The organism is Methylobacterium sp. UNCCL125 (genome assembly GCF_900116795.1).
GTDB lineage: Bacteria > Pseudomonadota > Alphaproteobacteria > Rhizobiales > Beijerinckiaceae > Methylobacterium > Methylobacterium fujisawaense.
In genome coordinates this window covers 154924-161408 of sequence record NZ_FPBW01000019.1, presented here as the reverse complement: position 1 = coordinate 161408, position 6485 = coordinate 154924, and the positions used below count along the sequence as shown (strand labels likewise).

General features: G+C 66.3%; 5 protein-coding genes. 2 read left to right on the top strand and 3 right to left on the bottom strand.

Annotated elements, in window-relative coordinates:
- Positions 1-7 precede the first annotated feature (7 nt).
- Positions 8-205 (bottom strand): hypothetical protein, encoded by a 198-nt coding sequence (locus BM396_RS32250; protein WP_139239522.1) that lies wholly within the window; start codon positions 203-205, stop codon positions 8-10.
- 1168 nt (positions 206-1373) lie between these two features.
- Between BM396_RS32250 and BM396_RS20125 the strand changes: the two genes are divergently transcribed.
- Both BM396_RS20125 and BM396_RS20120 read left to right on the top strand, forming a co-directional pair.
- The gene (locus BM396_RS20125) at positions 1374-2837 is read left to right on the top strand and encodes a methyl-accepting chemotaxis protein (protein ID WP_043381832.1); all 1464 of its coding nucleotides are present in this window, start codon (positions 1374-1376) and stop codon (positions 2835-2837) included.
- Between the two features lie 801 nt (positions 2838-3638).
- Positions 3639-3908 carry a hypothetical protein gene (locus BM396_RS20120; protein ID WP_043382036.1) on the top strand — a complete coding sequence of 90 codons (270 nt, stop codon included), beginning with the start codon at positions 3639-3641 and terminating at the stop codon, positions 3906-3908.
- 336 nt (positions 3909-4244) lie between these two features.
- Here the strand turns inward: BM396_RS20120 and BM396_RS20115 are convergent, their stop codons facing one another.
- Complete coding sequence (locus tag BM396_RS20115) at positions 4245-5888, bottom strand: LysM peptidoglycan-binding domain-containing protein (protein WP_051976033.1); 1644 nt, start codon at positions 5886-5888, stop codon at positions 4245-4247.
- A 102-nt stretch (positions 5889-5990) separates the two neighbouring features.
- On the bottom strand, positions 5991-6470 hold the full coding sequence (locus BM396_RS20110) for a YidB family protein (protein ID WP_043346035.1): 480 nt from the start codon (positions 6468-6470) through the stop codon (positions 5991-5993).
- Between the last annotated feature and the right edge of the window lie 15 nt (positions 6471-6485).

Here is a 6485-nt window from a genome sequence, read left to right as displayed (position 1 = left end):
GATCTCCTCAGGCTTGGGTCGCTTCCTCGACATCGATCCGTCCTCCAGGCTCAAAGCCATACCAAAGGGCGGACCACTTCATTGGGGGCGGATCAGCCAAGCTGACGATCTGCGTGAAGGCAGGTGCCGGCACCGTATCGACGAGATCATACGCGGCGAGTGCTGCCACGCGGTCGTCTTCTTCGATGAGGACAGGTGGCCTCATAATGGTTTCCGAGTGTGTGTTCGTCTGTTTCTTATTTAAAATTGTTAAAAAAATACCCAAGGTAGGCAGCGCCGCGAGTGTCGCGGACGCTGTAGCGGTCGCAGAATTGCCTCCAGGACTTTTGCATCAATCGGTATAAAGCTTGAATTTTTCAGAAATAGGTCAATTTTGATTCAACAAGCTGGCGAATGATCTAATGCATGTTAGGTCATGACCCCTTCAGTGAATCATTTCGACGATGGCAATCGGCGCTTGCGAGCCGCCGAAACCTCGCTCCACGGTGCATCGGATACCTCCCGAGAGGATAGAATCCGCACGCCGTTTCGTAGCCCTTCCTCCATCAGTCTGCCGGACTTGTCGGTGGTCTAGCGGGGCGTCTGCTTGCGGAAACGACAGGGAGCAGTCGGGGCGGCCGGGTTGGGTCGGACACGGGAGGGCCGCTCAGGGTGATTTCTGCCGGTCCGGTTCTGAGCGCGAAGGCATCGAAGCGGATGTTGCCGCTCGCCCACTAAAAGCCTGCCCCGATGATCAGTAGGTCAGATTACGGACAGCCCGATCCCGACTGTGCTCGATCGAGACTGAGGCTGCCTTCCGAAATACCAGAGAAGCAACGGAGAGAGTCGACAGGCCTGCTTGACCCAACCCGATCACGGAAATTTGAACCACACTACTTGTAGTAGACTTGGTAAACACCCACGAGGTCCCAGAATATAGTTTTATAAAGGCTTTATATAAGATTTTGGGGCGATAGGGGCGAAAGAATCTCTACGACCCATACATGAAAGAGAATGACGCAGGCTCGGCCGATTTTTGACCCGCCCGGACGACCCATTCGATCGAGAGGCGCAAACAGCATCCTCGTCGGCGGCTTAATCCTTCTCTGTGGGCTCGGCCCTGCCACCCTGTCGCTCAGCCCGCGGCACGATGAGCCTGTCGCGGTCTTACGCCTCAGCCCTGATGAACTGACGCCTGCGGCGATCGCTGGTGTCGACGTTCGGATTCTGTGGATGTCGCCGCGCGGGCACATCCTGATCCTCAGCTCTGCCCCACCGAATCTTGTGTGGGCGCTCTACCGAGAGGGCGCGACCCTTGTCGTTGCAGCTACCGCGGTGAGCGGCTGCTTGCCCAAGGCCTCTGCGTCATCATCCACGATTGGAACTCACCAGCTATGACGCCTGTCAGTAACCTCGCGGCGCTGCGCCACGCCTTCATGCCTGTGATGCTTGGGGGGCTGGGCCTGCTCTATATCGTGGCCGTCCTCACGGCCTGGGCCACGGACGCCAATCTTGCTGCTGCGGCTGCTTTTGGAGGCGCACTGATCGTCGTTGTCGGACTGGTCGCACGCGTCAATGGCCCAGCGGCGATCACACGCCGGCTCTCTTCCGCTGCAGCCATGTCGCTCGTTGGCTTGGTGGTGTTCGGCACGGCAGGAACGCATCTGCAAATCGACATGCACATGCTGTTCTTCGCCGCTCTCGCCGTCGTGGCCGGCTGGTGTTGCTGGAGCGCCATCCTTGCAGCCACGGGTGTGGTCGCTATCCATCATCTCGCTCTGAACGTGCTCTATCCGGCAGCCGTATTTCCGGACGGCGCTGATTACACCCGCGTCGTCATCCACGCCGTGATCCTTCTTGTCGAGGCCGGCGCGCTCATGCTGGCGGTCAATCAATTGGCGAAGGCGATGACGGCATCCGAGCATGCCACGGCGGAAGCCACGCGCAACGCTGAACTCACCCGGAAACTTGCTGAGGCGCAGGCTGTCGAGAACGAACTCAAGTTGCGCCGGGTGAGCGTGCTGGCCGTGATGATGACGGAGTTCGAGCACAACGTCTCCGCCCTTGTTCAGGGGCTGGCAGGCGCGGCCACCGAAATGGAGGCCACCGCCAATGCTATGGCGGTTACGGCTGCCGAAACCACAGAGCAGACTGTGGCCGCCGCCGGCTCGGCGCTCCAGACGTCGGTCAACGTCCAAACAGTCGCCGCAGCCAGCGAGGAGATGTCCGCGTCCGTGCAGGAAATCGTCCAGCAGGTCGGCCATTCAGCCGGTGTCGCCTATCAAGGCGTCGACAAGGCGAAACAAACGGACCTTACAGTTCAGAAGCTTACCGTCAGCGCCGAGCGCATCAGCTCAGTCGTGTCGGTAATCTCCAACATCGCGTCGCAGACCAATCTGCTGGCGCTCAACGCCACGATCGAGGCGGCGCGCGCTGGCGAGGCTGGGAAAGGCTTCGCCGTCGTCGCCGCGGAGGTAAAGCACTTGGCTGGTCAGACCACGAAGGCAACCGGTGAGATCGGTGAGCAGGTCGCCGAGATTCAAGCCGTGACGCATCAAGCGGTCTTGGACATCCAGGACCTGGAACGCGTCATCGGCGAGATCTCAGACACATCCATTGGGATCGCAGCAGCAATGGAGCAGCAGGGCGCCACGACGCAGGAGATCGCGCGGAATGTGGCTCATGCCGCGCAGGGGACGAGCCTCGTGACGGCGGCCATGACCAACGTGCGCGAGGGTGCAGGCCAGACGAGCGCCGCGGCAACTCAGGTGCTCGGTGCGGCCCGGGAGCTTGCACATCATGCGGAGAACCTGACGCAGGAAGTCTCGCGCTTCCTGGCAGGCGTGAAGGCCGCCTGATCTGCGCTCACTGATGGTGTCCGATGTCTCGCGCTGTTTGTTTCGAGACGACAAGTTGAAGTCGGCTCCCACCCCGAGCCGAAATTGCCGGACGGCCGACGAAGGGCTGCTTACGGGAAGGGCGCATGGCGCTCGATCGGCGACGGGTTTTCGCTCTTGGAGAAACGTGAGCGGGAATTCGGCGCCTTCGCTCGCCTGCAGGCACTGGTGGCCACGAAGGATTTCGCGGCGGGGCACGACAGCGAACGCGATGCACGCCTGAAACGCGAAGGCTTCAGCTTGACGGAGCGTGGAACCATCCGGCGGTGCGTCGAGAACGGTTCTCTGCGTGATCTCGGGCGCTCGGACGAGACCGGTCGGCAGCGCATCCACGCCGTGGCTCTGCGGTATGGCGACCAACGCGGAGGAGGGCGCGAACGGCTTCGAGCTCCGGCACACCCCCTGCTCGGCCGACCAGATCTCCGTCGTCCTCCGTCAGGTCGTCCGGAGCCGCCGGAGGATCAGGTCGGGCGGCCGGCCCATGTCGGCAGGCCAGGCCGGTCGCGTCACGAAGACCTGACGCGGCGAACGCCCAGGACAGGAGCAACCCTCTCTTCCATCGACGGCTCGCCTCCGTTCAAGCAATGTTCATTTTCGTCATTGCGGAGCATCGACGCGAGCGGATCGTCATTCTGTAGTATGCCTCGGAAATTCAAGTGGTGAAATTCATGGAAATTTGCACCACGGCATCTTCATGACGCGCTCTGAATACCTAAATCGTCACTGCGGCCACGGAGATGCCGCGGAGGGAAGATTATCATGATGAAGCGTGTCGCTGTGGCCGCTGTGGCGGCGAGTGCCCTTCTGGCCGCCGGTCAGGCGGCCGAGGCGAAGGGCTGCATCAAGGGTGCCATCGTCGGCGGCATCGCCGGCCATTATGCCGGGCACGGCGTCCTCGGCGCCGTCGGTGGCTGCGCCGCCGGCCGCGCCTTGGCCAACCGTCAGGCCGAGCGCCAGCGGACAGCCCCGTCCGTGAATACCGGTGGCCCGGTGCGCCCCTCTCAGGGCACCGGCGGCTACGTCAGCTACTGAACCGGAGTCGGCGCCGCGTCAGCGCGCGGCGCCGCACGGGCGCGGCCCCGCTCTGCAACACGCAGGCGGCTGGAGCATCGACAAGATGCGTCCTTCGCAAGCGCCCGGACCGTCGAAGCCGACAGGGAGGCGCCAGGGGCCGGCACGGAGTGCTCGGCAGCGCCTGGCCATGCCATCCGGCCCTGTCACGTCGCACAGGTCCGGTTGGTCGCTGTATCGGACCGGCCTGGCGGCGTCATAGCCATCCCAAACCGAGGTTGACCCGCCGCCCAGACGAACCCGCACAAATCCGCCCACGCGGCGAACCCAGTCTTCGCAGCGTGGGAGATAACCCAGTCAGTCGCGCTTGCCGGTCTGGCCGGCGTCGACGACGTCCTTGTCCGGGAGCACGAGGACCTGTCCGGGATAGATGAGGTCCGGATCGCGGACTTGGTCCTGGTTGGCGTCGAAGATCAGCGTGTAGCGCTCGCCCTCGCCGTAGGTCCGGCGGCTGATCGTCCAAAGATTGTCGCCACGCACGATGCGGACTGTCTCGATCCGGGGGACGTAGACTTCGGCGGAGCCCGCCATGGCCCCGGACGGAACGTCAGCCGCCAAGCTGCCGGTGCCGGTGGGTCGCGCCGGGTCCGCCGGATTCGCGCGCGGCGCGGCGGCATATTCGGGGGGCCCTCGCTCCGACGGGTTTGGCACGGTGTTCTGCGGAACTCCGCCCTGTTGAGTCGCCGCGTATTCCACCCCCTCGTCGTGGCCGGCACCGGGCGCCGTGAACGGCACCTCTGCCCGATCCCCGACCTTGCCCGTCGCGGGATCGACCAGATCGAGCCGGACCCTGTAGTCGCCGGGCTTCACACCCTGGCCAATGGTGAATGTCACGGTGCCGTCGCGGCCCACCGTTGCCGGGGCGACCGGCGAATCGTTCAGGTAGAGCCGCAGGCTGGCCCCGGGGGCTGCCCGTCCGGTGACGAAGAGCTTGCCTCCGTCCTGGGCATCGATGCTGACGACCTTGGGCGATGCCGTCGTCGCGTCGGCGACGGGCTTCTCGGCCGGGCGAGCCCCTCGGGGTCTGGGATCGGTCGGCGACGTCGCCCCGCCTGCTCGGCGCGCGCCGGTCCCGATACCCGTCGTCGGGATGCCGGCATTGGCGCCCGGCTCGTCTCGCCCAGCGTTCGGCGGACCCGGCACCGTCGTGGGAGCCGGGTTACCCGGGGCCGGGCCATCCGGCCGGGACAGGACCCGAGTCGGCGCGTCGGGCGACGACAGGGCGACGAGGGGTCTGGCATCCCGGGCCGGCGCGACCACCACCGCGACGCGGGTCGACGACCGTTGCGTGTCGCCCTTCGCATCCGTCGAACGCAGCCCGATCTCGCTGCTCCCGGCCGGGAGGGGCGGTGGCGTGAGGGTGAAGTGCCCTCCGGCATCGGCCTGCGCGCGCGCCACGGGTTGGCCATCGACGAGCACCTCGACGGACGCGTTCGGCGCCGCCCGTCCGGCGATCACGGCGTCGCCGTTCGGTTCGACGCGCACGACGTCGAACCCCGGCGCGGCCGATGCCGACGGGCGCGAAGGCGGACGGTTGGCCGGTGGGCCGGGCTCTTCGCGCGTCCGCGCCGACTGGGTCGTCCTCTCGTCCGCTTGGCTCGGCGTGCGGGCGGTCCCGGTGTCGGACGGCGGCAGGGCGGCGAGCGTCTGGCCCGCGCCGTCCGGCGCGCGAGACACGACCCCGAAGGTCGCGTCATGGCGCTCGTAGACGAGCCCGGCCAGCCCCGTCAGGATCAACAGGCACACGAGCCCGATAGACAGCCCCCGCCTGCCGCCGGTCGTGCGGGGGGCCGGCACGGGAGCCGCAACCGGGACCGGGACCGCGGTCCGTTGCATGAGGCGTGTCCGCGGGCGCCGGCCGAGCAGGGCCACGACCACACCGAGGCCGGCAAGCGCGGCGATGAGCGCCGTGATGAGGATGCGACGCAGGGCGGTGATCATGGCGTGACGGTTCCCCCGCATCGTGCAAGCTGCCGCCTGATGCCGGCCCTGGTCGGCTGCCCGGCCGCCCCATGGTACGACCGGGACGTTCGGGTCTCGCTGTCAGGCGAAGCGGCGGCCGTCCGTCGCGTAGCGGTCGATGGCGGACGGCAGTTCGCGCGACAGGCGCGAAAGGATCTCCGAGCGGCTCAGGCCGGTCTGCTGGGTGAGGTGCTCCAGGGTCAGCGGGCCGATGGCGCGCTCAAGGTCCGGCTCGGCGATGTCGCGGTTGGCGCCCTGATTGACCCAGGACTTCGCGGTCTCGCCGTGGCCACCCTTGGTGAAGTGCTCGACGAGCTCGGCCAACCCGCTGGCCAGCAGGCCGCCGACCCCGGCCGAGCCGACCCCGCCGAGCACGCGCTCGAGGTTGGAGGGAGCCGCGGACCCGGTCGCCGGGGAGGTCCGCGCCACCGGCGGCACGACCGACCCATGGGCATCCCGGGCGGGGGTGCCGAGCCACTCCGCGATCTTGTCCCTGTTCTGGTAGCCCGCCACCGCGAGCAGGCCCAGCAGGGCGGTCATCGAGGGGTATCCCTTGCTCATGTCGCGTCCTTTCCG